At 64.5% G+C, this 23,565-nt stretch carries 20 protein-coding genes; 6 read left to right on the top strand and 14 right to left on the bottom strand.

Annotated elements, in window-relative coordinates; all coding sequences use genetic code 11:
• The 3 genes from ACESK8_RS16465 to ACESK8_RS16455 all read right to left on the bottom strand — a co-directional run.
• The coding region (locus tag ACESK8_RS16465) for a multiprotein-bridging factor 1 family protein (protein WP_372969600.1) at positions 1 to 160 on the bottom strand (160 nt) is incomplete at its 3' end.
• Between the two features lie 117 nt (positions 161 to 277).
• Positions 278 to 574 (bottom strand): hypothetical protein, encoded by a 297-nt coding sequence (locus ACESK8_RS16460; RefSeq protein ID WP_372969597.1) that lies wholly within the window; start codon positions 572 to 574, stop codon positions 278 to 280.
• A gap of 11 nt (positions 575 to 585) precedes the next feature.
• Positions 586 to 1,281 carry an SOS response-associated peptidase gene (locus ACESK8_RS16455; protein ID WP_372969596.1) on the bottom strand — a complete coding sequence of 232 codons (696 nt, stop codon included), beginning with the start codon at positions 1,279 to 1,281 and terminating at the stop codon, positions 586 to 588.
• A gap of 329 nt (positions 1,282 to 1,610) precedes the next feature.
• Here ACESK8_RS16455 and ACESK8_RS16450 point away from each other — a divergent pair, with 329 nt between their 5' ends.
• Positions 1,611 to 1,922 (top strand): hypothetical protein, encoded by a 312-nt coding sequence (locus ACESK8_RS16450; RefSeq protein ID WP_372969595.1) that lies wholly within the window; start codon positions 1,611 to 1,613, stop codon positions 1,920 to 1,922.
• A gap of 590 nt (positions 1,923 to 2,512) precedes the next feature.
• On the opposite strand, the gene ACESK8_RS16445 is transcribed toward ACESK8_RS16450, so the two are convergent.
• The gene (locus ACESK8_RS16445; protein ID WP_372969594.1) at positions 2,513 to 3,505 is read right to left on the bottom strand and encodes an endonuclease NucS domain-containing protein; all 993 of its coding nucleotides are present in this window, start codon (positions 3,503 to 3,505) and stop codon (positions 2,513 to 2,515) included.
• A complete protein-coding gene (locus ACESK8_RS16440; protein WP_372969593.1) occupies positions 3,502 to 4,176 on the bottom strand; it encodes a hypothetical protein in 675 nt (224 codons plus the stop codon). Before ACESK8_RS16440 ends, ACESK8_RS16445 begins: the two co-directional genes overlap by 4 nt.
• 602 nt (positions 4,177 to 4,778) lie before the next feature.
• On the opposite strand from ACESK8_RS16440, the gene ACESK8_RS16435 reads away from it, so the two are divergent.
• Entirely contained in the window at positions 4,779 to 5,279 is a 501-nt protein-coding gene (locus ACESK8_RS16435) for a hypothetical protein (RefSeq protein ID WP_372969592.1), read from the top strand.
• Positions 5,280 to 7,429: 2,150 nt separating this feature from the next.
• On the opposite strand, the gene ACESK8_RS16430 is transcribed toward ACESK8_RS16435, so the two are convergent.
• The 3 genes from ACESK8_RS16430 to ACESK8_RS16420 all read right to left on the bottom strand — a co-directional run bounded on the left by ACESK8_RS16430 (position 7,430) and on the right by ACESK8_RS16420 (position 11,810).
• Positions 7,430 to 9,226, bottom strand: coding sequence for a phage/plasmid primase, P4 family (locus ACESK8_RS16430; RefSeq protein ID WP_372969591.1), 1,797 nt, complete (start codon positions 9,224 to 9,226; stop codon positions 7,430 to 7,432).
• Entirely contained in the window at positions 9,219 to 9,518 is a 300-nt protein-coding gene (locus ACESK8_RS16425) for a helix-turn-helix transcriptional regulator (RefSeq protein ID WP_372969590.1), read from the bottom strand. The genes ACESK8_RS16430 and ACESK8_RS16425 overlap by 8 nt, the downstream gene beginning before the upstream one ends.
• A gap of 759 nt (positions 9,519 to 10,277) precedes the next feature.
• Positions 10,278 to 11,810 (bottom strand): recombinase family protein, encoded by a 1,533-nt coding sequence (locus ACESK8_RS16420; RefSeq protein ID WP_372969589.1) that lies wholly within the window; start codon positions 11,808 to 11,810, stop codon positions 10,278 to 10,280.
• 20 nt (positions 11,811 to 11,830) lie between these two features.
• Between ACESK8_RS16420 and ACESK8_RS16415 the strand changes: the two genes are divergently transcribed.
• The 3 genes from ACESK8_RS16415 (at position 11,831) to ACESK8_RS16405 (ending at position 16,252) form a co-directional block, all read left to right on the top strand.
• Entirely contained in the window at positions 11,831 to 13,414 is a 1,584-nt protein-coding gene (locus ACESK8_RS16415; protein WP_372969599.1) for a ComEC/Rec2 family competence protein, read from the top strand.
• A 64-nt stretch (positions 13,415 to 13,478) separates the two neighbouring features.
• On the top strand, positions 13,479 to 14,516 hold the full coding sequence (gene holA / locus ACESK8_RS16410) for a DNA polymerase III subunit delta (protein WP_372969588.1): 1,038 nt from the start codon (positions 13,479 to 13,481) through the stop codon (positions 14,514 to 14,516).
• A 464-nt stretch (positions 14,517 to 14,980) separates the two neighbouring features.
• Positions 14,981 to 16,252 (top strand): MFS transporter, encoded by a 1,272-nt coding sequence (locus tag ACESK8_RS16405; RefSeq protein ID WP_372969587.1) that lies wholly within the window; start codon positions 14,981 to 14,983, stop codon positions 16,250 to 16,252.
• Here ACESK8_RS16405 and ACESK8_RS16400 read toward each other — a convergent pair.
• From ACESK8_RS16400 to ACESK8_RS16375, 6 genes are all read right to left on the bottom strand, one after another.
• Positions 16,203 to 16,997: an alpha/beta fold hydrolase gene (locus ACESK8_RS16400; protein ID WP_372969586.1), complete on the bottom strand. Its 795-nt coding sequence runs from the start codon at positions 16,995 to 16,997 to the stop codon at positions 16,203 to 16,205. The genes ACESK8_RS16405 and ACESK8_RS16400 overlap by 50 nt on opposite strands.
• Before the next feature lie 68 nt (positions 16,998 to 17,065).
• The gene (locus ACESK8_RS16395) at positions 17,066 to 17,242 is read right to left on the bottom strand and encodes a hypothetical protein (protein WP_372969585.1); all 177 of its coding nucleotides are present in this window, start codon (positions 17,240 to 17,242) and stop codon (positions 17,066 to 17,068) included.
• Between the two features lie 203 nt (positions 17,243 to 17,445).
• The gene (locus ACESK8_RS16390; RefSeq protein ID WP_372969584.1) at positions 17,446 to 19,158 is read right to left on the bottom strand and encodes an ABC transporter substrate-binding protein; all 1,713 of its coding nucleotides are present in this window, start codon (positions 19,156 to 19,158) and stop codon (positions 17,446 to 17,448) included.
• A gap of 140 nt (positions 19,159 to 19,298) precedes the next feature.
• On the bottom strand, positions 19,299 to 21,227 hold the full coding sequence (locus ACESK8_RS16385; RefSeq protein WP_372969583.1) for a dipeptide ABC transporter ATP-binding protein: 1,929 nt from the start codon (positions 21,225 to 21,227) through the stop codon (positions 19,299 to 19,301).
• Positions 21,224 to 22,165, bottom strand: a complete 942-nt coding sequence (locus tag ACESK8_RS16380; RefSeq protein WP_372969582.1) for an ABC transporter permease — start codon at positions 22,163 to 22,165, stop codon at positions 21,224 to 21,226. Before ACESK8_RS16380 ends, ACESK8_RS16385 begins: the two co-directional genes overlap by 4 nt.
• A 1-nt stretch (position 22,166) precedes the next feature.
• The gene (locus ACESK8_RS16375) at positions 22,167 to 23,150 is read right to left on the bottom strand and encodes an ABC transporter permease (protein WP_372969581.1); all 984 of its coding nucleotides are present in this window, start codon (positions 23,148 to 23,150) and stop codon (positions 22,167 to 22,169) included.
• Positions 23,151 to 23,390: 240 nt separating this feature from the next.
• Here ACESK8_RS16375 and ACESK8_RS16370 point away from each other — a divergent pair.
• The coding region (locus ACESK8_RS16370; RefSeq protein WP_372969598.1) for a GTP-binding protein at positions 23,391 to 23,565 on the top strand (175 nt) is incomplete at its 3' end.

Here is a 23,565-nt window from a genome sequence, read left to right as displayed (position 1 = left end):
TGCCGCTGAGGAAGCGCTCGATGGTGCTGAACTCGGCCTCGCGACCGCTTTCGAATCGCGACACTCGGCCCTGGTCGACGTTGGTCCGTTGGGCGAGATCCTTCTGTGTGAGGCCGCGGCTCTTTCGGGCGGCGCGCAAGAGAACTGATGCGTTCGTCATGTCGCCTCCTCTCAAAAATGTTTTCAGAGCCATATTCTATCGGGTTTCGAGGCCGCGCGGGACCGACACAGTGGCGCGGCATCCTGAGGGGGCTGGCGACCCGAGGGACGCCCAGGCTTATGACCCCGCGCTTGCGCGTCGCTTCGCCTGCTCGATTAGCCCCTCGATCGCCACATCTCCGTCGACGTATGACTGGACTCGCTCCGGGACTGCCGGATCCGGCTCCAGTCCCTCGGCAACCCAGCTCGCCATCGTGTCTGCGGCGAGATCCTGTCGCCGGATGAACTCGAGTGTCTCCTCGGTCGTGAAGGTCTTGCCTCCGCGCTCCGCGAGAGCCTCGATCCGAAGCTCCTCCATGCCCTCTCGGATCTCCTGGAGACGTGCGAGACGCGCCTGCTCTTGTGGGTCGGTCACGGTGTCTCCGTTCAGGCGACCGGCTCCAGGAGAGTCGGGTCAGTGGGGTCGACGGTGCGGCTATTGCTGACTTTTCGGTCGACAATGTGTTCGCGGATGGTGGAGGCGACGTGGCTCGAGGTGTGCTCCAGCATCGCCAACGTCTCCGTCTTCCGGTCACCGGTGAGCTTCTCCGGTGTGAGCCAGGCATCCCAGGTGTCGGGCGTCAGGAACGCGGGCATCCGGTCGTGCACCTCGCCGCTGGCATCGCGCGCTTCGCGGGTGATGACGACGAAGCAGCGCGACTTCTCGCCGCTGGGCAGTTCCATCGACCAGGTGAGACCGGCAGCAGAGAGCAGTCCGTCGCCGTGAAGGAAGTGCGGGGTCTTCGGCGTCTTGTCGCCCGTCCACTCGAAGTAGCCGCGCATGGGAACGATGCACCTGGCCGCAGAGAAGGCGGGTGCCCAGAAGCCCTGAGCGAGCTTCTCCATGCGAGCATTGATGACCGGGCCGCCCTTGGGACGGTTCGCCGGCTTCTGCCAGTCCCAGCGCACGAGCTCGAGGATCCGGCCCTCGCCGCGGTCGCGCACGATGGGTGCGCTCTGGGTCGGAGCCACCGAGTAGGCGCCGGCCCACGACTTCCACCAGTCCTCAGGCTTGCCGCCATCGGCGACATACTCTCGGATCAGTTCATCGGTCTTGGCGTCGTTCGCGAATCGGCCGCACATGGCAGAGACCATACTCGGCCGCTCGGGGGAGCTCCTGTCTTTCGGCGTCGCAACGCCGGGATCCCGAGGCCTAGAGCGTGGATGTTCCGTTCGGCGATCTGCTTTCAGCGGGATATGGAGCGTTGGCGCAGCATCCTCTTCGAGCGAGTGGTGGACACAGCGGTTCAGCTCGAGAGCGCCTGCAATCGCGAGGTTAGCGAACTGATGGCCTGCTCGCCCACCGCAGGCCCCGATGCACCTTTCGTCGGCGCTGCTCTTTCCCGGTGTGACGGTACTCGCACTGCCGGGGTCGACAATTCGATCGGCGGCACGGCTCGTAGGATCGTTAGATGGGTACAAACTTTGAAGACCGGTTGCTGCTCGCTGATAGTGATCCGCAAGCTGCCCTCGAGTACCGCGCGGCTGCGGAGGAGGTTATGGAAACGCAACGTCGAATCTTCGAAGCGCACATGGCTGAGGGCGTGCCGATCACACCGGAGATAGCTGGCCCGTACGTGACCGCGCGACGCGAGCTGGGTCAACTCAATCGAATCTGTTTGCGACACGCCGCAGTGCGCCTTGACGACGCGCGACGTTCAAACGGGGAAGAGAGTGATCTCGAGTCGACCGTCATTCACTACGATCTGAACAACCCGCATTGACCTGTCAGTTCCGGTGGGTGACGCTCCCGAAGGGAGCCCGCAGATCGACTTATCGGATCGTCGACAATAGACGGCTCGGAAAGTCGGGCGCGTGTCGAGCCGCCCGGTTGCGCATCTAGGTCTCGCCACACGCCGCCGGCAGGCACACCGCGTCGCGTCGCGTCGAATCGGATCAGATCCGCGATTCGAGTCGGATCGAGGCCGACGGCTAGTCACACGCTTGGCGCGATGGGTTTTCCGTGCACATCGAGCTTAGATTGCAGAGAGGTCATGAACGAATGAGCCTGCTCAGGACGCCATCATGGGGCGGCGGTCACAAAGCTGGCTGGAGTGCCACGAGAATGGCAACGATACTCTTGCCGCAGACGCGATAGAGATCCTCTTCACCTAGAGAAATCAGATCCGTTTGCTGCATGCCGCAAAGGACCTCCATCCCCTAAAGCGTCGACCGGGAAGCGCAGCGATTGGGAATCTGTCGTGATCAACGTCGACTTGTCGATTCCGACGCGAGGCGATTTGGGGCCAACGGCAACGGCATCGCGGACGTAGCCTGTAACCGGCGTGCGCCCGATCTCGAGGATCTCGCTGTCTCATTGCGGCCCCTCGAGGGCTCGCGCCTCGGCCGATCGCCGCGTTTGCGTAAGGTGTGCTCGCGTCGTGCGCCTTCGCGAGCGTAGCCGGACGTAACCGCTCAGTCGCGCGTTCGGACTCGGTTGGCTCCATGAAGGAACAAGCTCGACAAGAGGCTCGTATGCGCTTAGCCGCGCCCCGACCTCGCTCTTGTCGTGTACCCAGCGTCTGGACCCATCGACGATCTGCGTCAGCGTCTTTCCAAAGTGGCCGATGTGGTAATCCCGACGGTATCGTCTCTCGCCTGCCTCTTCTTGTTGCCAGTGCTGGTAGACGAGATGGGCAAATGTTGTAGGCACGAAGTCCCACACGAAGGAGTTCGAGTACGCGTTCCAGAATGCTCGAAGATCTTCGTTCGTGCTCGCAGTCGGTGAGCGCCTCCCGCGATCTGAAATAGAAGGGAGGAGTTGTGTGGATCTGCGTGGTGGGTTGGGAGGTGCGTTGACACCGCACTCAACGATCTCGATGTATCCGCGATGCTCGGCGTATGTGAAGGTTTGGATGGGGAGGGCGGGTCTGGTGAGGGCTGCAACCGCTCTTTCTGTGATCTCATCGATCGAGCGCGCGATGATCGCAAGCCGAACCGGGCCGGTTTTCTTTCTCGGGAACTGGCGGTCAAAGTGTTGCTCGAATGCCGTCTCAACACTCGCGTGATGCCAGTAGGGGCTTACTCGCGCCTTGAGCGCTCGAAAGTCGAGCAATGAGATCGAGCGCGCATACGAAGCGACTTGGCCCAGCACAGAAGCTGTGGTCGCTCCGTGCTTGAGCTCAAGCACCCAGAGGCGTCCCCGGGCGTCGATGGCGAGGAGGTCTATTCGCCCGTTCGCGACGGGCACTTGGCGACCGATGATGAAGAGGTGCTCGCCTAGCAGCCCTGGGTTCGCCGCGATCACCGTCTCCAGGTCGTATTCGTTAGAGATCTTCGGGCTGAGATCCGCACTGTCGATGCTCAATACTCTTCCTCCCTCGCGAGCGCGATCACGTCTTCGACCGGCCCGCCGTCGCTTAGCCATGCATGGGGCGTCATCGGGCCCTCGCCAATCAGGTCGCTCTGTCGTACCGCCATGAGCGCCGACAACCCCATCCAGCCGCGCCACGCGCCAGCGTGAAGAATCTCGGAGAGTCCGGGTAGGCGCTTTGATGCCGATCGAAGATCAAACTGCCAGCTCGGGAAACGCGGCGCTCCACCGATCTCGACCGCTAGGAGCTCCTTCGCGGATGCCTGCGCTATTGCGTCGGCGGGATCGAGACGCAAGATGCCGCAGGCCTGATCGAGAGACATGGTCTGGCATGCGTGGGTCAGAAAATTCTCGAGTGCACTCAACTGGAGAGCCCCGCGGGCTACGTCCAGCTTGGTCGCCGCCAGCTCTTTCTCTGTGAAGGCACCCGAACGGATAAGCGAGTCTTCTTGCTCGGGCGTCATGGCATCAGCCGCGACAGGGCGAAGTGACAGCGCGACCTCTGCTAGCCCGGTGATCAACCAATGGCTGTCGGAGACCAGTGCGGTGAGGGCCGCGCCGAGGGCCTCAAGCGCAGCGGAGTCCGCTGACTCGGCAGAAACAGCGCCGGCGCCTGTCGACGCGGATGGGTGTTCTTCATAGCGGGGGGCTGAGTGTTCGTTCATGGCTCGGAGGCTAGGGGAGTGGGTCGTGTCACGCAAGACAGCTAATTCCGCCTGATCTGGGGCTTGTGGTCCCGAAAAGGGGGTAAAGAGTGACCGGAATCTGGCCACTCTGTGGCCAGATTCCGGTCACTTTGCGGTCACTGATGGCCGTAGCTCGGGTGGTGACCGCGTGGAGGTCTCCTTGTGGTTGCTGGCGAATACAGGGTGAGCCAGCGTTGACCGCGGTGAGGGAGCCTTGATTAATTGCAGTTAATGATTTCTTGGGCTCGGGCGTCTGGAACGTCGAAGGAAAGCTGGTGTGGGTTTCACGGCAAATACATAGGAAAGTCAGTGCCAGGGGCTGCTCCACGGTCAGCCGGCTCGACGTCGACCGAGCTCCTTGCCGCCATGCTGGTCGTCTTTCGCCTCCAGGACACGGGCCTCGTCCGGATGGACCCGCGCGACAAGTCCGGCAGAGGGTGGCGCCGCACCCGGGCGCCTCGGCGCCGAGAGTATGGAGTTCGCGGAAGCACCCTGAACCCTCATTCCACCTTTTGAGCCCTAGTCGACTTCGAGTGGCGAGGTTCTTCTTTTCAGCCGGGCCACTCCGATATACAGGACTCATGCTCCGCACTCGCCTCGCGCCAGTACTCGGCGCTCTGTTTCTCGTCGCCGTCGTCGCCGGATGCTCCGCACCCGACTCTCACTCGGCCGCCGAGCCCTCCTCTTCGCCGTCGGCGAGCGCTGTCGACGAAGTCACGCCGGCGCCCTCGGACACCACGGTCGAGCCTGTCCCAACGGAGTTCCCTCCGGCGCTGCAGCTGGTGAACTACTTCCAGACCGCAGGTCTCGTGGTCGAGGATCCTCGTGACAACACAGCCAAGGGTTGGTGCGACGACGACATGTGGGACTGCGCCGAGTTCCTGACATCGGAGCAGGTGTCGATCGCCATCCTGCCGAGCCCCGAAGGTGCCGAGCGGCTGATGGCCACCGGCAGCGCCTACGTCTCCAGCGACGGTAGAGTCGGGCTCTCCTTTGCCGCGCAGCGCACGCCCGTCGAGCAGCAGGATCAGTTCACCCTCGCGCTCGAGGACTACCTCCTGACGGTGCCCGCTCAGGACTGAGCTCCACTCACACTTCTTGGAACCCTCGTTTCCTTCGGGCAGCGAGGGGTTCTTCTTTTTCGCCGGCGCTTCGCTCTGGCGACTCTGGAGGTCGTCCCGGCAGTAGTGACCGCGTTCCGGCCCGCTGGCGGTCACGCCCCGGTCACTTTGCGTCCACAGACGGGCGTCCAGCCCGGCCTCAGAGGCGATATCGAGTGCGTGTCCCGCATTGTGCCCGCGCGGTGGCCGCATCGTGACCGATTCTCGGTCACGATGCTGGTTTCGGGGTCAGTTTCCTCGGACGGAGCCTCGGTTCTTCTGGTCGGTCCGTTATGAGGCCGCTTACTGGTCAGTTTCCGGTCACTCTGCGGCAACGCGATTCCGTTAATTGACCGGATAGTGACCGCGAAACGGTCACATGGCGGTATCGATTTTCCTGCGCTCAGCGTCGGTTTCAGATGTGCGAAGTGGGAAAAGGGCGAGAGCGGAGAGCGATCTGGGCTCGCCCCGGGGCACGGTATGCACCGGGGCGTAGGTCTCCAGATACCCCGTCGCTGTGTCCGTGGCCGCGTCACTCAGCAGCCTCCTCCTGCGCGGTCCGCCACTGCAGCCGTTAGATGATCGAAGACTGTGGCGTGCGGTGGACCCTCGGTCGATCACCTGCGATCCCGTGCTGCCTGGCCGCTCATGTCTCGTTGAGAACCAAGCTGGACGAAGACCGAACGGTGACCTTCCGGCGGCGGAGCGCGGGGGATCGTGAGGCATCCCCGAGGCTGCTACCCCCGGCGCATGTATGCGTTGGCAACGTGGTCGCCTTCGCCGCCCCCAGCTGGTTTCGTCCACCCCATGACGTGAGAGCGGGTAGCCCTTGTCTCAGAACGGGACACCGATGAAACGTTGGCTTCAATCCGCTCCGAAGGTCATTGAGGAATGCCTCTATGACCACGTAGCCAGTGTCGATTCTGTGCGAGTGGAGGACGGCACCGGCGGGGTTCTGAGACGAGTTCTCCGCAGTGTTTTCTGGGCTCCTGCGAGCTGGGTTCTCCGACGCGGCGCAGTGTCCGATGAGGTACTGCGCGGGACGGCTGCGCACCCTGAAGGAGTCTCGGTCGGAGACCGACGACGTGCCCGCTTCTGCGACCACCTCCGCTTCGCCGAGGTGGTGTCCTGGTCACTCCAAAGTCGCGACCGATGGGTCAAAGGAAGCGCTCAACGGTGTCGCTGCGCTCCTGTCGACGGCGTCCGACGGGCTCTCCTTCGTCGACCCCATCGATGGTACGACAGCCGTCAGAAGGAGGCCGCAGCACAGCTGCAGCCTGCGCTGCTTGAGGACCAATGCGACCGCCTCCGGGCGGCCGCGTCGGGGGTGGTACCGGTCCGCTGCGCTCCCCTCTCGTCGCTTCGCTCCACGACTGGTACCGGTGTGCCACTTCGTTCCAAACACCGGTACCAGTCGACCCCCGACTTCCCGGGAAAAAGGAGTGCCACTGGTACCAGTCAGCCCTTCGGGTCCTACGGATTCCTGACTGGTACCAGTGATGGTGGTACCGATCCTTTTTCCCGACTAGGTGCTGCTCAGCTGAAAGAGCGTCGCGCTCCGGCTGTCAACACGGTGCCACTTCGTTCGAAACCGTGTTGACAGCCGAGCCGCGTCTTTCCGGGGGAATCTGACCCCTCTGTTGACAGAGCGCTCCCATCCTTCGTCCGGAATCGCTCTGTCAACAGAGACTCTGTCGAGAGCATCTTCCCCCGATCAAGCAGCAAATCTGGAGCCGTTTTCTCGCTGAAGCTCGAAACTGGCGTAAAAGGGTGAAAGAGCATAAGGGGAGGTGGCACCGCGCTACGTTTCCACCCTCGCCTCGCTCGGTCGGAATCTTGCTTGGTGGTCGGCGTAGCCGACGCCTCTGAGTCATGCGCTTCAGGTGTCGCTATGCTCTTCCGTCGCGCAAGCCTCACCCTCGACACTGGGCGCGCCTCGGGCCCTCACGTCAGAGCTGGCGCTCCGTCAGCCTCCAACGCCCGACCGGGCGTTGGAGGGTGCTCGCGCCGATGGCCGCTCCGCTGGTTCGCAACGGGGCGGCCATCGCCGAAGGACTGCGCAAGGAGCTGGGGTCGCGCGCCGGGCAGCGCCTCTCGACCTCGCTGCCATTGATGAGGTTGCCCGCGACCGGTTAAACGGTCAACTGTTCTCGGTTATCCTTCCCCACGGTGCTGTGCGTGCGACGTACGAGGCCTTTGTAGTTTTCCTTGAGCGGGCTCACGATGCATCGTTTTGCGGGGTCAGAGCCCGTGTATGTGCTGTTCGTCCACTCGTCCAGCCCGTACTGATCGATGAGCGGTTCTGGCATCGCCATCCCGGTGCCTGGACGAGTGGCGGACCGCTTGGCGTCCCACTCCTCAGAACCTGCCAGATGCGCGGACAAGAATGCGGTGAGCGCAGGTTGACTCTCAGGGCGTCCGCTGGGGTTCACTCGGCGGAGCCACTCGCAATAGAGCGCGTGCAAGAAGCGGTATGGAAGCAGGTCCCAGACAAAATCCGTCTCGAACTCCAGCCAAAAAGCCAGAAGGTAGTTGTTGTCGCCTTGGTAGTTCTCGAGCGCACGTTGGCAGGCATCGGGGTTCGACAACGTCGTGTGTGTCATCTCGAGGGCCCGCTTCAAGACGTATCGCAACACCTCCGGGCGCGCGAGGTAGTCGGTCTTGATGTACCTGCGCTCGCCCTCCCCGAACCACTTCTCGAAGGGCACGACTAGAAGCCTGCGGTAGAAAGACCCCGAGCGGTCCTTTGTCCTCTGCAGCGTCGAGTTCTGGCACTGGATGTCGAGGCCGCGCCAACGAAACTTCACGGGTGTCTTGTGCTTTCGGTCAAGCGTGATGGCGTCTCCAGTGACAAACGCCTTCCACGCCGCGAGGCTATCGGCCAGCTTGCCTACGTCGTTCTCGTCGACAAGATTGACACGCGAGTACAGAAGAGGCTCAAGCAGGAACGGCTTGCCGAACTCGGCGAACGGAATCGATGAGCATGCCTTAGTCCCGAGGAGGTTCTGGAGCATCTGAATCAGAGTGCCCTTGCCATTGTTTCCGCGTTCCGACATGAACCAGATCGCCTTGTTCCAAGGCGCATGCGAACGCACTGCGGCACTGATGATCTCCCAAAGAAGCTCAGGCACGCCCTCGTCATCGCTGAGGCTCTTGATCCATGACTCGACGTCCCATTCCTCGCCGTCCGGCATGATGATGACCTCATTCGCGGCCGTCGGGACATAGTCGACGGGGAACTTCGAGAGGAACACCCAGTCCGGAGAGAACTCGCGGAGGGTCTGGCGAGCGTGATCGAAGACGCCGTTCGCTACGGGGATGAGGTGGGGCTCAACGGTTCTCGTCACGACCGGGGCATGGATTCTGAGTCGCGCATAGGTGGACTCGATGGTGCCGGCGGTGGCCGACGGCCGCAGATCGCTCACGAGGCTCTTGATGCGAGTCTTGGACGCAGAATATGTGCCAGCGTTCTCGCCATAGGCGACGTAGACAGCGAGCTCCGTCAAGTCATCAGCCTCGCCCTCTGCGAGATCTACAGCGACGATCCGATGCCGGGCGAGCAGCACCATGGCGGCGGTGTGTTCGTCCAGGACCTGCACCTTCCTGATCGGCGGCAGGAAGGATCCGCTATCCTTGCGTCCCCGGTTCTCGATGTCGAACTCGGCGTTGATCCGACGAATGAGGGTGTCTCGCACGGCACGAAGATCGACACCAGGGTCGTCGACGATGCTCGTCAGGTAGGCGCTCACAGTTTGCTCGACAATGGTCTCCTGCGAAGTAGGAGTGAACGCCGGCAACACTTTCCGCGCTGGGCGCCGCGAGCCGTCCTGAGTGGCGGTGTTAAGTTCGTCGGTAGAGCCGCGAAACTCTTCGAGAGCCGCCCTGTCGTTGACGGGGCGGTTTTCTGTTGCCGTCACGGAATCACTCACCGCCCAATGCCGAAGCGAACGCGGACATGATGATGCTCCGCTGCTCTGGTCGGAACGCCGGTGCCTTGGCGGCCATCTGCGCGGCCCATGCCTGGAGCGTGACATCGGGCACGTGAACCGGCTCGGGAGCCGCGAAAGCGTCGAGGTCTTCAGGGCGCACGTATATGCGCCCTTTCAGCTTCACAGCTGGAATGGTGCCGGACTTGATGTGGCGTCGAAGGGTAGAGAGACCGTACTCGGTGCGTGCGGCTGCCTCGGGGAGATTGATGAGGTTGGTGGATGCGAGAGGCATCAAATGCTCCTATGGAGTAGGAGCACAACGTCAGATCATTTCTAAGTTCGGGGCTTGTCTGATCGGATAGTAGCTTAGCCAGAGCTGCTGTCCTGCCCCCGTTGCCAGGGGCTTTCTACGTGTGGGGCTCGTCGTTCTGGAAGCAGGTCAGCCAAACGTTGCGTTCCGCACCCCTGACGGGGTCGCATGTGTAATTCGCCGCGACGCCTGCCGGCGGCGCGGTCTAGATGTGGAGTTGTGCACTCGGCAGTTTGTCGAGCTTGACCACGGTAGCAGTACCCACGGACATTTCTGATCATGCGTGAACAGCCCGCAACGTTCGAGCCGAACGGCAGAATCGTCCAACCCGGGAAGAAGGAAAGTCAGCCTGTAGCAGCGGCGTAGCGTTGCAATCCACGATGTTAGCTACACCACAAGGTGCGTCAAGCCGCGGCGTGTGGTCAGGTGTAGCGATGTAGCGGCGTAGCAGTGGTTCACGAGCGGACGAGTGCGCTGTGTCGACAGCGCATGAAAACCGATGTTCAACTTTGTTCTGCTACATCGCTACATTGCTACAACGTCCCAAGATCACAGTGATTCAGGGAGCGAGGCGTAGCGAGACGTAGCGAGCTGCCTCGATAGCGGTGCTGTTCCGCTACAGCGGTGTGGCTGAGGCAATCACTAGCAGACCAGGTGCGACGTCCAGCACCGTCCGGCGTCTCGTGTGACCACCACACGAGCTTCGGCTACGTCGCTTGCGAAGCTGTACGGCAATCGGTGTTAGCGCCATCCGGGCTCGACGCGCTCGAAGTTTAGGCCTTTGCGACCGCGCCATCCCTTGCCGATGCGGTTGACGCGTGGAGCCATCACCGCACGGACCATTCTTCTTTGCTCCGCGAGTTTGAGCGAGCTCCACTCCATCCGGATTGCTCCACCAGACAGTAGTGCGAGAACGAACGGGTCTATCTCTGACAGCTTCTCAAGCTTTGCCTGGGCTGCTCGGATCTTCGGTTCGATGCGCGCTTCTTGGTCGAGGAGGATGTCGAAGCGGAGGAGTGCCGCTGCTTCCTCCCGAACTTTGTCGAGGTATGCCTGATATCCGGCGATCTCGGCGAGAAGCGCATCGCGTTCGCTGTTGGCGGCGTCACCACGGTCGCCGATCGTTGCGAGGAAGTCGGGACGCTCCAGCCGTGCAAGGAGCACTTCAGTCACAATCTGCTCAAGGTGCTCCTGTCGCATGGCGACGTGGAACCCCTTCCTGCCATCCGGGCCGGGGCGACCGGGAATCCCCGAACAGACATAGGCGCCGTACACGTCGCGAGGGATAGACGCCCCACTCGGATCGACCTTCTTGGTGCCTGCGTTTTGCTTGCCGAGTCGCATCGGTGCTCCGCAGACTCCGCAAAGAGCGATGCCGGACAGCAGGTGCTTCGCCGGCCAGTCGTTCGCTCGCTTGCGGTCTTGTGGTGAGATTACCGACTGTAGCTTCTGCCACGCCTCGGGCTCGATCAGCGCGGGCCACAATGCCTCGCTCACAATCTTGCCTTGGTGCTGACGTTTTCCCGCGTAAGCCGGCATGGTCAGCATCTGCTTGACCGCGGGGGGAGTCCAGCCGTAGTTCTTTCGATGCTCGACACGCGTAGGGCGGCGCGGTGGGATGCCGCGCAGGTTGAAATCCTTCGCGATTGCGTAGAACGACTCGCCCGCCAGCACGCGCCGTGCAGCCTCACGAACGATTGCCGCCTGCTCTGGATGCTCATCTACGCGGAGTAGCTCTCGAGTTTTGACGTCGTACACGCGTTGGTAGCCATACACGTTCTTTCCGTGCGGCCGACCTGCCTCTGCTGCAGCCCGTACGTTGCGGCGGATGCGCTCGGACGTCTTGTCGGACTCGTACTCCGCGTCGACCGCGTCCTCCAGAAGCGTGCGTCGATCGCGTGCATTCGCCGGATCGTACAGTCGCCCGTGCGTAGTCACCCAGATCCGGACCTCGCGTTCTTTGCAAAGGTCGATCAGATCGACCCACTCGCCGACGCGACGAGAGCCTCGGCTCGACTCCCAGATCGCGAGCACATCGGCATCGAAGGCGTTCTCCTCGAGGTCGGAGATCAGACGCCCGAAATCCTCGCGGTGCCGCTTCGCGTAGCGGCTCGCGCTGCGATCTGTATCGCGGTACGGTGCGGACGGGTGCAGTACCCAGCCCTGTTGTTCGAACGATCTGACGTTCTCATGGTGTTGTTGATCAGGGCTTTTCCCGGTTCCGCGGGGATCCTTGGATACGCGCAAATACTCGCGCACGGTCAGGCTTGCCATAGCCACCTCCATAACAGACTATATCTGGGGCGAACTGCGCGATCGTCGTCGGCGCGGTGTTCTGGCTCGCCGCGTGGTGCGGGGCGGGGCGCGCGGTCCGGGTGATCAGTGCCGGCGCCGGGCTGGCCGGGTTCGTCGTACTGGTCACCCCCGAGCCCAGTGTGATCAGGGCGGCCGTCATGGCTGGGGTCGCGATGGTGTCCGTCCTGATCGGACGCCCGAGCGCAGGGGCGGGGATGCTCGCGTTCAGCGTCGTCGCGATCCTCATCGCCGACCCATGGCTCGCCTCGACTCCCGGGTTCGCGCTGTCCACCGTGGCCTCCGGGGCGCTGATCCTGCTCGCGCCACCGCTCGCAAAGGGACTCGGTCGATGGATGCCGAGGCCGCTCGCACTGGCCATCGCCGTGCCCGCAGCGGCCCAGCTCGCGTGCGGCCCGATCATCGCCCTGTTCGCGGAGCAGCAATCGCTCGTGGGGCTCGTCGCGAACCTGCTCGCGGCGCCCGCGGCTCCACTCGCGACGGTCATCGGCCTGCTTGCCTGTCTCACGGCGCCCGTTCCGGTCCTGGCGGACGTTCTCACGGCATCCGCCTGGCTCCCCGCCGCCTGGATCGCCGAGACGGCGCATCTGACGGCCGCGCTCCCGTTCGCTCAGGTCCTGGTCGTGCCGGGTCTGCTGAGCGCCACGGTGGTCGGGATCGTCAGTCTGGCAGCGGGCGTCATCCTGACGAACGGTCTGCGAGCGATCCCGGCCGCCCGAGCCGCCTCCGGTGCGATCCTCGCCGTGGTGCTGGCGCTCGGCTGCGCTCAGGTCGTCCTGCGGGGTCCTCTGGCCGGCGCGACCAGCCCTGATGGCTGGGCGGTGGCGGCCTGCGATGTCGGGCAGGGCGATGCGTTCGTCATCCGTTCGCAGGGGAGTATCGCGGTGATCGACACCGGACCGGACCCGGCGCCACTCGCCGACTGCCTTAGAGGTCTGGGAGTGACTCGCATCGATCTGCTCGTCCTCACTCATTTCGACCTTGATCACGTCGGTGGCGTCGATGCCGTCCAGGGCATGGCCGACGTCGTTCTGCACGGACCGGCGGGCGACAGCGGAGATCAAGCGATCCTCCGACGCCTCGCCGACGGGGGAGCCACGGTGACCACGGCCTACGCGGGTCTGCGGGGTGAGCTCGGTGGAGCCTCCTGGCAGGTCCTCTGGCCCACAAGAGATCTGCGAGCGTTCCCGCCGGGCAACGATTCCAGCGTCGTGGTCGAGATCGGCGGAGCCGAGGTGCCGCGCTCCCTGTTCCTGGGAGACCTGTCGGCGGAGGCACAGCGGATGCTGGCGCGCGCCGCTCCGATCTCCGCGGGTTACGCCGTTGTCAAGGTGGCCCATCACGGCAGCGCCGATCAGGACGCGCAGCTGTATGCCGATCTGCGACCGACCGTGGCGCTGTTCAGTGCAGGGGCAGGGAATGACTATGGTCATCCGCGCATCGAGACCCTCGACCTGCTCGGGGCGACCGGTGCCTCCGTATTGCGCACCGATCAGCAGGGCCGATTGCTGGTCGGGCTGAGCGACGGCGACCTGCAGTTCTGGACCGAGAAGCGGCCCCCGTGAGGTGGAGGTGGCCTCCGGGCGCACGACGAGGAGCGACGTCTGCCGCCCCCGGTAGGCTGAGTGCATGGCCGCATCTCGTACCCCCGCTCGTGGAGGTGCCAAGGCGGCGAAGATTCCGCAGGTGTCCTGGCGAGATCCGCGCCCTGCTCCGGTGGTCCTCGTCTTCGGGCCCGAAGAGGTCTGCGCCGAGCGGGCGATCGCCGGGGTCCGCGACTACCTGCGTGCCGAAGATCCGGCGCTCGAGGTCACCGACGTCCGCGCCGACGACTACGCGCCGGGCACACTCCTCTCGCTCACATCTCCGTCTCTGTTCGGCGAACCGCGTCTGGTGCGCGTCTCGGGGGTCGAGAAGTGCTCCGATGCCTTTCTGCAGGAGGCGGTGTCGTACCTCGAGCACCCTCAGGAGGGTGCGACCGTCATCCTCCGCCATACCGGTGCGAGCGTCCGGGGCAAGAAGCTGCTCGATGCTCTGCGCGGGGGCGCCGGCGACGGCATCGAGATCCCGTGTGCCGCGATCAAGCGCGACAGCGATCGCGTCGACTTCGCGGCGGGTGAGTTCACGGCGGCGAAGAAGCGGATCGCACCGCCCGCGCTCCGCGCACTCGTCTCGGCATTCGCCGATGATCTGACCGAGCTCGCCGCCGCATGCCAGCAGCTCATCGGCGACGTCGAGGGAGACGTCACCGAAGACGTCGTCACCAAGTACTACGGCGGCCGCGTCGAGGTCTCGGCGTTCGTCGTCGCCGACACGGCGATCGCCGGTCGTTACGGTGAAGCACTCGTGGCGTTGCGGCACGCCCTCGCCTCCGGCGCGGACCCCGTGCCGATGGTCGCCGCCTTCGCGATGAAGCTGAGGACCATGGCTCGGGTCGCAGGCAACCGGGAGCCCAGCAGACAGCTCGCCCAGAGACTCGGCATGAAGGACTGGCAGGTCGACCGTGCTCGGCGCGACCTCTCCGGCTGGAACGAGCGCTCGCTCGGAATGGCGATCCAGGCGACGGCCCGAGCGGATGCCGAGGTCAAGGGTGCGGCACGCGACCCGATCTTCGCGCTCGAGCGCATGCTGACTGTCATCGCCACCCGTCAGCCCTTCGGCGAGTAGCATCGCGCCGCCGTCGGGCCGACGCGTCGCGTCATCTCGAATGGCACCACCGGCGCGTGACACAACAATGCCCGACACGAGGGCCCGGCCCGACACGGCATGATGTCCATGGCGCACGAAAGAGCCCGCCCCGCGAACGGGACGGGCTCTTGTCACACCGTCAGGCGTGGAATCGGCTCAGAGAGCGGAGACCTGCTTGGCGATGGAGGACTTGCGGTTCGCAGCCTGGTTCTGGTGGATGATTGCCACGTGTGGACGCTTTCTGTACGGAGTTGTTAGGAAATGCCGGCAGAAGAAGAGGGCTTCCACTCGGCGGTCGTGAGGGAAGAACCCACACGCAAGCCAAGAACCAACTCTACCAGCACTCGGGCCGATCACCCTAAACGTCGCGCTCGTGCGGCCCTGGGGTGCACAATCATCAGTATCCCGACGCCATCGTCGCGTCACCGACGTCAAGGAGCGACATGCGCCCTGCCCTCCCGCCCGCTCCGTCCGGGTCCGCCGTGAGGCGAGTGGGTGCCCGGTGGATGACCGTGTTCACGCTGGCGTGGCTGGCGATCTGGACGGTGCAGCTCACACCGATCCAGTTGCTGCTCCCTCTCCAGCTCAACACCGCGGATGAGGACTGGATCTCGGGCGTCGTATCGTCCGGCCTCGTGCTCGGGATCGGCGGACTCGCCGGAATCGTCGCAGGACCCGTCGCCGGCGCCCTCTCCGACCGCGCCGGCGTCGGACGTCACCGTCGCCGTCCGTGGGCGATCGGGGGAGCGCTGTTCACGGCCGCCTTCCTCGTGCTCACCGGGTTCAGCGAGGGTCCGTGGGCCGTCGGCGCATCCTGGGTCGGGGTGATGATCGGAGCGGCCGTCTCGGCTGCCGCCTTCACCGCCTTGATCGCCGATCAGCTCCCGGTGACGCAGCGGGGCGCGGCATCCGCTGCCGTCGGCTCCGGACAGGCTGTCGGGATCGTCCTCGGCGTCGGACTCGTGGTACTCCTCGGCCTCGGCATCCGAGAGGGCTACCTGCTGCTCGCCGCGGTCATCGCCGTCGTCGGGACAGCCGCGGCACTCGTGCTCCCCGACCCTGCGGCCTCCGAAGCGACAACACCGCGGAACGAGCCGCGGGATCGCCACCTGCTCGCCTCCCTCCGCGACAGGGACTTCGCCTGGATGCTCTCCGGCCGCTTGGTGACCAACATCGGCAACGCTCTCGGCACCGCACTCTTCCTGTTCTTCCTCCTGCACGGGCTGCACCAGGAGCAGGCGGATGCCGAGGACAACCTGCTGCTCCTGATCGTGGTCTACACGGTGTTCGTGGTGATCGCGTCGGTGATCACCGGCATCCTCTCGGATCGCACCGGCAACCGGCGCACGCTGACCATCGCCGCCACCGTCGTCCAGGCGGCGTCCGGCGTCGTGATCGCCGTGGTGCCGACCTTCGAGGCGACGATGGTGGCCGCAGCCCTCATGGGGCTCGGCTACGGCGCGTTCTCGACAGTCGGACTCGCGTTCGCGGCCGATCTGCTGCCGGACGAGAAGGACCATGCCCGCGATCTCGGCATCGTCTCGGTGACTGCCGCTCTCGGTCAGCTCATCGGCCCCGTGCTCGGGGCGGCGCTGGTGGCTCTCGTAGGCGGGTTCTGGCTGGTCTTCGCAGCGGCCGCGGTGCTGTCACTCGTCGGGGGCGCGCTCACTGCTCTCGCGAAGCAACCCGCTCGAGCTCCGCTGCCGCATCCGTGACCGCCGCATCCGTGACTGCCGCAGCCGACCCGCTCTCGACCGTCGCAACGGCGAGACGCAGCACCGCATTGAAGATCTGCGGCCGCATCGCGGTCACGAGGTGCGTCGTCCGCGGGACGATGATGAGCTCGGACTGGGGAGCGAGCCGCTGGAAGAGCGCTTCGTTCACGCGCAGCTGATCCCACTGCCCGTTGACGAACCAGAGCGGGACCCTGATCCTCGCCACCGCGGTCGCGAGGTCGAGGGTCGACAGGCTCCGCAGCGCCGTGTCCTGAGTGTCGAGCGCGTAGCCTCCCGCTGCGAAGTCGAAGCGCGTCTCCTCGGGGATCGTGGCCGCGAGGATCCGCTTCGTGATCCACATTCCTCGATCCGGCAGGCGATCGACCGCTCGGGCGATCGCCCGGTAGGCCGAGAGGCCGGCACCGCGGGGGAGTGAGGTGCAGGAGGCAGCCACGAGTCCGGCGACCTGCGGGGTGTCCGCTCCGCCCACGTAGGCGAGCGACAGCAGGCCGCCCATCGAATGGCCGACGAGCAGCACCGGGCCTCTCGTCGCCGCATCCCGCACCGCGACGTCGATCGTGTGCAGAGCCTCGTGGAGCGTGAAGTCCTCGGACATCCGCGTGCCGTGCCCGGGGAGGTCGACGGCGGTCGCCGGTATGCCCTGCTCCTCGAGGAACGCGAGCTGCGACCGCCACATCGTCGCTGACGTGCGGATGCCGTGCACGAGGACGATCTGGACGCTCACGCGTTCAGCATAGAGAAAGCGGGGCCGGTGGATGAACCACCGACCCCGCTTCGCCCACTGCCCGCACCCTATCGAGGTCTGGGCTTGATGATGATCGTGCCGCCGCCACCCTTGTAGTTTCCGCATCCGCCGCATTCGATATCCCATGCAGCGGAGGCGCTCACGGCGGGGACAGCCACGAGGGCGAGGGTGAGCGCGACTCCCGCCAGGGCTGCGGTGCGACGACGTCCGTTCTTCGACTGCATTGTGACCTCCGGTTCGTATGTCAGATGGCCGTCACAGTACCAAGATGGCGCGCGGACGTGAATACGACGAAAAGCTGGTCCTGTCTGGTCGGGAGACAGTTGCGCATGGAGCGGCTCGGACTCTCTCAGCGGCTGATTCGCACGACATAGAGAAAGCGGGGCCGGTGGATGAACCACCGACCCCGCTTCGACTGCTGCGTTTGTTACTTCTCCCAGCCGAGATCCTCGACGGGAGTGACTCCGAAGAGGTCCAGACCCACGTAGGGCTCCGGGGTCAGGTTGGCCAGACCGTCCTGGGTGACGTAGATCGACGGACCGTTGTAGAGCGGGATGACGCCCCAGGTCTCCTCGATGATCTTCGGCTCGAGGTCCATGGCCGCCTTGGTCCAGGTCTCGGCGTCCTTCTGCGACTCGACCTCGTCGGCGATCATCTTGTCGATGTCCGCGTTTCCGGTGGCAGACAGGTTCAGACCGCTGTCGGAGCAGTAGATCTGGCACATCCAGGCCGGTCCGAACGGGTCGGAGTCGGTGAAGCGGAGACCGAAGATGTCCCAGTTCTTCGACGTGAAGTCGTCGGAGAAGTCAGCGGACGCACGGACCTCGATCTGCACGTCGATGCCGATCTCCTTCTGCTGCGCCTGGAGCGACTTCGCGAGCGCCTCCTGCACAGGGCTGTTGCTGAAGATCGGGTAGACGACCGTGAACTTCTGGCCGTCCTTCTCGCGGATGCCGTCTTCGCCTTCGACCCAGCCGGCGTCGTCGAGCAGCTTCTTGGCGCCGTCGACGTCGTACTTCAGACCAGCCTCGCCGAACGCGTCCTTCCAGCCGTCCTGGAACGAGTACATGTTGAGCGATCCGGCTGCTTCTTCCTCATAGCCGAGACCGTTCCACGCGATCTGCTTCTGCTGATCGATGTTGATGCCCATGAAGAAAGCCTTGCGGACCTCGAGGTCGGCGAACTGCGGCTTGTCGCCATCGACCATCAGAACCGTCTTGGCGGTCTGCTGCGCGCGACGCACGACGGCGCCGTCCACATCCTCGACCTGCTTCAGACGCTCTTCGCTGCCGGCCTCGACCTGGTCGATCTCGCCGTTCTTGAAGGCGTTGATCGCCGCGTCGTCCTCGAGGGCCGTGAAGGTCACCTTGTCGAGGAGGGGAGCGTTGCCCCACCACTCGGGGTTGGGCTTGAAGGAGACGAAGCCGGCGTTCGCGTCGAACTCGTCGACCGTGTACGGGCCAGCGCCCCACTCGGCGTTGAGGTTGCCGATGTAGGCGTTGTTGAACGTCTCGACGTCAGCGTGCTTCGGGTTCAGGACGCCACCGGTGAGGAACGCCATCGACGGCCATGCGTAGATGCCGTCGAAGGTGACCACTGCGGTCTTGGCCGAATCGCCCTGCTCGACCGAGGTGACCTGCTTGTAGCCGTCGGTCGCGTTGGGGTTGAAGCCCTCTTCGTACGAGCGGTTGGCCTTCCACGTCGCGTCGATGGCCGTCCAGTCCATGGCCGTGCCGTCGTTGAAGTGCGCCTCTTCGGTGAAGGTGAAGGTGACGGTCGTGTTGCCGTCCTTCTCGCCGATCTCATACACGTCGAGGTAGGCGTCGTTCTTCTTGACCTCACCCTCAGGGGTGACCAGGAGCAGCTGCGGCATGAAGTAGTACCACAGGCGGGCGGTGTCCGCGCTGGCGTCGCTGTTGAAGGCGTTGAGCTGCTCGGGAACCTCGTTGATCTCGAAGTTGACCTCGCCGCCCTCCTTCAGGTTCTCCCGAGGCTGCGGGTTGTAGTCAGCAGCCTTCGTCTCGACGGTTTCACCGTTGTCCCCGCCGCCGTTGTTAGCGGAACCGCTCGCGCAACCCGCGAGGGCGAGTGCGAGGACGCCGCTGATCGCGATCGCCCCCAACAACTTCTTGTTCTTCATGGTGCTCCTTTCGCCTTTCGGCGTGTCATAAAGGGAAGAATAGTTCGGCTGGAGCCGTGCCACATCGGACGAAAGTGAATACTGCCTAACCGTTATCGGACAGTGACCCACGCGTCATCTGAGCGGAACAGGACGTCCGTTCAGACCGAGATCGGTCGTGTCGTCATGGAGTCCGGGTCGAAGATCACTCGCTGACGCGTGCGCTCGATGTCCGGATCGGGGACGGGGATGGCCGACAGCAGCGCCTGGGTGTACGGATGCTGCGGGTTCTCGAACACGTCGTCGACATCGCCGTGCTCCACGAAATCACCGAGGTACATCACGGCGACACGGTCGGCGATATGACGGACCACGGAGAGGTCGTGCGCGACGAAGAGGTACGACAGTCCCAGCTTCGCCTTGAGCTCGTCGAGCAGGTTGATGACACCCGCCTGGATCGACACGTCGAGCGCAGACACGGGCTCGTCGAGCACCACGATCTTCGGGTTCGTCGACAGCGCGCGAGCGATGCCGATGCGCTGACGCTGACCGCCGGAGAATGCCTGCGGGAACCTGTCGCTGTGCGCAGGGTTGAGTCCGACGAGGTCCATGAGCTCGTCGACCCGCCGGTGAGCTTCTTCCTTCGGCGTGCCGATCGCGAAGAGCGGCTCCGAGATGATGTCGGCGACCGTCATGCGCGGGTCGAGGGCCCCCATCGGGTCCTGGAAGACGATCTGGATGTCCCGGCGCAGCTCGCGTTCCACCTTGTGGCTGCGGATGTCGTTGACGCTCGTGCCGGCGATGATGATGTCGCCCTCGGTCTGCTTGACCATGTCCATGATCTGCAGCAGCGTCGTCGTCTTCCCACTGCCGGACTCGCCGACGATGGCCAGGGTCTCGCCCTCGCGGACGTCGAAGCTCACACCCTTGATGGCGTGCACCTCACCGACCTTGCGCTTGAGGAACGCCCCCTTGAGGAGGGGGAACGTCTTCGTGAGGTTCTTGACCTCGAGCGTGATGGGGCGCTCCTCCCGCGGCACGCGGGTCAGCGGGCTCTCCGGCACCTCGCGGAGGGGGTAGACCGGGAGACCGTTGATGAGGCCACCGTCCTCGATCTCGTGCACGCGGATGCAGGCGGCGCGATGCGCGTCGCCCGAGCCCGTCGCCACCGGCAGCAGCTCAGGCTCTCCGGCGCGGCACGCGTCCATGACGATCGGGCAGCGGTCCGCGAACGGGCAGGCATCCGGGAGATTGATCAGGAGCGGCGGGTTCCCCTTGATCGGCGTGAGCGGAACCTTCTCCGCCTTGTCCACTCGCGGGATCGCGCCCAGGAGGCCGATCGAGTACGGCATCCGCGTCCGGTGGAAAAGCTCGTGCACGGGCGCCTGCTCGACAGGCTTGCCCGCGTACATCACCATGACGTCGTCGGCGGTTCGGGCGACCACGCCCATGTCGTGGGTGATCATGATCACCGCGGCGCCGGTCTCGAGCTGCGCCTTCTCGATCAGGTCGAGGATCTGCGCCTGGATGGTGACGTCGAGGGCTGTCGTCGGCTCGTCGCAGATGATGAGCTTCGGGTTGTTGGCCATCGCGATCGCGATCACGACGCGCTGCCGCATTCCGCCCGAGAACTCGTGCGGGAACGACTTCATCCGTCGCTCCGGCTCGGTGATCCCGACCAGCTTCAGCAGTTCGACCGAGCGATCCCAGGCATCCTTCTTACTCAGGCCGCGGTGCACGGTGAGAGCCTCGATGAGCTGGTCGCCGATCGTGAAGACGGGGGTGAGCGAGGTCAGAGGGTCCTGGAAGACCATCGACATGCCGTTCCCGCGGATCACCGAGAGCTGCTTGTCGCTCATCCCGAGGAGTTCCTGGCCGTCGTAGACGATCGAGCCGGTGACCTTGGCGTTCTCGTCGAGCAGGCCCATGATCGCCAGCGAGGTGACGGACTTGCCCGAGCCGGACTCGCCGACGATGCCGAGCGTCCTTCCTGCCTCGAGGTCGAACGAGACGCCGCGCACGGCATCCACGCGTCCGGCCTCCGATGCGAAGCTGACCCTGAGGTCACGGACGGAGAGTACGTTGCTCATGCTCGGCCTCCAGCGGCAGAAGTGGGATCGAGGGCGTCGCGCAGACCATCGGCGATGAGTGCCATCGAGACGGTCAGCAGCGTCAGCGCCGCCGCAGGGAAGTAGAACAGCCAGGGCGAGGTGATCAGCGAGCTCGATCCGGCGCCGATGAGCGCACCGAGGGAGACGTCGGGGATCTTCACGCCGAAGCCGAGGAACGAGAGTCCGGTCTCGGCGACCACCGCGTTGACCACCCCGAGGGTGAAGTTGATGACCAGAAGCGAGCCGATGTTCGGCAGCAGGTGCCGCACCACGATCCGCATGCCGCTCACACCCATGTAGCGCGCAGCGCTGACGTACTCGCGTTCGCGGAGGGAGAGCGCCAGCGTCCAGATCACTCGAGCCGGGAAGTACCAGCCGATCACGAAGATCATGATCAGGGCGATCACGCGCCAGTCGCCACCGGACTTGTTCGAGATCATCGCGAGGATCAGGAAGCTGGGGATCACCATCATGAAGTGGATGACGAGCAGCGTGATGCGCTCGGTCCAACCGCCGAAGTAGGCGGCAGCCGTGCCGACGAGCGCCGACACGATCGTCACGCCGACGGACACGGAGACGGCGATCATGAGCGACCGCTGCAGGCCGACGGCGACCTGCGCGAACAGGTCGTTGCCGGCGTTGTTGGTCCCGAACCAGTGCTCGGCCGTCGGCCCGGTGCTGAGCGCGAGGAAGTCGAGCTCGACGTGGTCGTAGCGTGCGATCATCGGCCCGAAGATGGCGAACAGCACCAGGAGTACGAAGATGACGAGTCCGGCGAGGGCGCCCCTGTTGCGGGCGAATCGGCGAGAGTACAGCGTCCACTTCGACAGGCGCCTGGTCGCGACGCGCTCCGTCTCGGGCCCCGAGACGACAGGGGTCGCCGGCTCGACCGTGGGGTCGATCATTTCGGAGGTCATGTCAGCTCACTCTCACTCGAGGATCGAGCACCACCACGGCGACGTCGGCGAGGATTGCGCCGATCGCGGTGAGCACCGCGCCGAAGGCTGCGATGGCGACGGTGCCGTGGACATCGTTCTTGGTGATGGCATCGATGAAGTACTTGCCCATGCCGTTCCAGGCGAAGATCGTCTCCGTGAGGACCGCACCGGTGAACACGGCGGGAATGGTGAACGCGACCTGCGTGGCGACCGGGATGAGCGAGGTCCGCAGCGCGTGCTTGCGGATGGCCTGCTGCTTGGTCAGGCCCTTCGCGCGAGCCGTGCGCACGTAGTCGGCGCCGATGTTGTCGAGCAGCAGCGAGCGCTGCAGGAAGTGGATTCCCGCGTAGCCGATCAGCACGAGAGAGATCGTCGGCAGTGTGAGATGTTGGAGCACGTCTATGAGCACGGGGAAGAACCCCTCGACGCCCCTGCTCGCATTGCCTGTCACGTAGAAGATCCGGACGCCTGTCGCGTCGTTCAGCGCGATCGCGAGCAGCACGATGCCGAACGCGGCGACCACGATCGGGATGTTCATCGTGATGATGCTGGTGGCCTGGCCGATGCGGTCGGCGAGCTTGTACTGACGCGAGGCCGTGTAGACACCCAGCGCGATGCCGAGGACGGTGGTGAGGATCGTCGCACCGAGGACGAGCTCGGCACTGACCCACATGCGGTACGCCACCTGCTCGTTGACCGATCCGCCGGTCGGGCTGACGCCCCAGTCCCAGCGGAGCACGATGTTGCTGAGCCAGGTCCACCACCTCTCGATGAGGGGGACCGTGTCACTCAGGTTTCGAGGTGCCAGGGTGTGGACGATCTGCTCTTCGGTGAGTGGCGGACGTCGTCCCACATAGTTGCTGCGGGGATCGAGGAATCCCCAGGCCAGGAAGTACGTGATGTTCGTCGCGACCACGATCATGAGCAGCCAGCCGAGTGATCGGCGCAACAGATACTTGATCAAGGTGTTGATTCTTTCTCTTTTACAGGCGCGCACGGGATCCGCCGACGCAACGCTGAGCCGGGAAGACAGTCAATCACCATCCGCCGATCTGCGCGACACGACGCCTGCACGTGGTCTGTGACTGAGTCTTATCGCTTGCGGGATCCGGTGTCACGGATTGCTCCCGGGCAACCTCGGCAGAATATCACCGCGTTCGGCGAATCGAGCATTAGGGGCGCCTCACCGTAGAATCGACGGGACATGTCACCACGCTCCCTCACTCCGCTTCAGCCTGCCGCGACGCCTTCGACGCAGATCCGCAACTTCTGCATCATCGCGCACATCGACCACGGCAAGTCGACCCTCGCCGACCGCATGCTCCAGATCACCGGCGTGGTCTCGGATCGCGACATGCGCGCGCAGTACCTCGACCGCA

The organism is Microbacterium sp., from assembly GCF_041641055.1.
Taxonomy (GTDB): Bacteria; Actinomycetota; Actinomycetes; order Actinomycetales; family Microbacteriaceae; genus Microbacterium.
The sequence above is the reverse complement of the archived record's forward strand: the minus strand, read 5'-3'. Positions and strand labels throughout refer to the sequence as shown.

Coding starts and splice junctions, on each gene's coding strand:
- ACESK8_RS16455 (WP_372969596.1), bottom strand. CDS start 1,281: ATGTGCGGCCGATTCGCGAACGACGCCAAGACCGATGAACTGATCCGA.
- ACESK8_RS16450 (WP_372969595.1), top strand. CDS start 1,611: ATGGGTACAAACTTTGAAGACCGGTTGCTGCTCGCTGATAGTGATCCG.
- ACESK8_RS16440 (WP_372969593.1), bottom strand. CDS start 4,176: ATGAACGAACACTCAGCCCCCCGCTATGAAGAACACCCATCCGCGTCG.
- ACESK8_RS16435 (WP_372969592.1), top strand. CDS start 4,779: ATGCTCCGCACTCGCCTCGCGCCAGTACTCGGCGCTCTGTTTCTCGTC.
- ACESK8_RS16425 (WP_372969590.1), bottom strand. CDS start 9,518: ATGCCTCTCGCATCCACCAACCTCATCAATCTCCCCGAGGCAGCCGCA.
- ACESK8_RS16420 (WP_372969589.1), bottom strand. CDS start 11,810: ATGGCAAGCCTGACCGTGCGCGAGTATTTGCGCGTATCCAAGGATCCC.
- holA (WP_372969588.1), top strand. CDS start 13,479: ATGGCCGCATCTCGTACCCCCGCTCGTGGAGGTGCCAAGGCGGCGAAG.
- ACESK8_RS16405 (WP_372969587.1), top strand. CDS start 14,981: ATGCGCCCTGCCCTCCCGCCCGCTCCGTCCGGGTCCGCCGTGAGGCGA.
- ACESK8_RS16395 (WP_372969585.1), bottom strand. CDS start 17,242: ATGCAGTCGAAGAACGGACGTCGTCGCACCGCAGCCCTGGCGGGAGTC.
- ACESK8_RS16390 (WP_372969584.1), bottom strand. CDS start 19,158: ATGAAGAACAAGAAGTTGTTGGGGGCGATCGCGATCAGCGGCGTCCTC.
- ACESK8_RS16385 (WP_372969583.1), bottom strand. CDS start 21,227: ATGAGCAACGTACTCTCCGTCCGTGACCTCAGGGTCAGCTTCGCATCG.
- ACESK8_RS16380 (WP_372969582.1), bottom strand. CDS start 22,165: ATGACCTCCGAAATGATCGACCCCACGGTCGAGCCGGCGACCCCTGTC.